The sequence below is a fragment of the Xenorhabdus sp. NBAII XenSa04 genome, assembly GCF_963866145.1.
Taxonomy (GTDB): Bacteria; Pseudomonadota; Gammaproteobacteria; order Enterobacterales; family Enterobacteriaceae; genus Xenorhabdus; species Xenorhabdus indica.
Genome location: NZ_CAWMEB010000197.1, coordinates 1 through 973 on the forward strand (window position 1 = coordinate 1; position 973 = coordinate 973).

1 protein-coding gene is annotated in these 973 nt (G+C 51.4%); it reads left to right on the forward strand.

Annotated features, from left to right (window positions below; all coding sequences use genetic code 11):
- A partial coding sequence (locus tag AAC147_RS08120) for a condensation domain-containing protein (protein WP_047686295.1) occupies nt 1–973 on the forward strand: 973 nt, incomplete at both ends.

Below are 973 nucleotides of genomic sequence, written 5' to 3' on the forward strand. Positions count from 1 at the left end.
GACGCTGCTTTGCTGGCATCACTCAAGAAACTGGGACAACACCATAACACCACTTTATTTATGACTCTTCTGGCGGCCTGGAGTATTGTCCTCTCCCGGTTGAGTGGTCAGGATGATATTGTTATCGGCACCCCGGTCTCTAATCGTCCATACCATGAACTTGAACATTTGATCGGTTTCTTCGTTAATACACTCGCTTTGCGTGTCACGCTGAATGATTCCACCAATGTAACCGACCTGCTCACACAAGTCAGGGAGCGGGCACTGGCCGCCTATGCTCATCAGGATCTGCCTTTTGAGCAAGTAGTAGAAGCACTACAACCTGAGCGCAGCCTCAGCTACAGCCCGATTTTCCAGGTGATGCTGGCCTTAAATAACACACCGGCGCAAACGTTGGTACTACCGGGTCTGCAACTCATCCCCATAGAACAAACACGTCACCGTGCTCACTTCGACCTAACGCTATCACTGACCGAAAGTGATTCAGGCCTGATTGGTGATTTGGAATATGCCAGCGATTTGTTCGATCACGCGACTATCGAACGTATGGTGGATTACTTAAAACGTGTGTTAGCGGCGATGGCAACCGATGCAACCCAGAATATCGCAACTTTACCGATATTGTCTGAATCCGAACAGCAACAACTGCTGGTCGATTTCAATGCGACACAAGCCGATTTCCCACAAAACGCGCTGATCCATCAATTATTCGAGGCGCAAGCCGCACATAACCCCGACGCCATTGCCGTCATGTTTGAAGAACAAACTATCAGCTATGGTGAACTTAACCTCCGCGCCAACCGTCTGGCGCACTACCTGCTTACATTAGGCGTGCGACCCGATGACCGGGTGGCAATTTGTGTCGAACGCAGCCCGGAGATGGTGGTAGGTTTACTGGCTATCCTCAAGGCCGGCGGCGCCTATGTGCCGCTTGACCCCACCTATCCCACGGAGCGGTTGACGTCTATGCTTG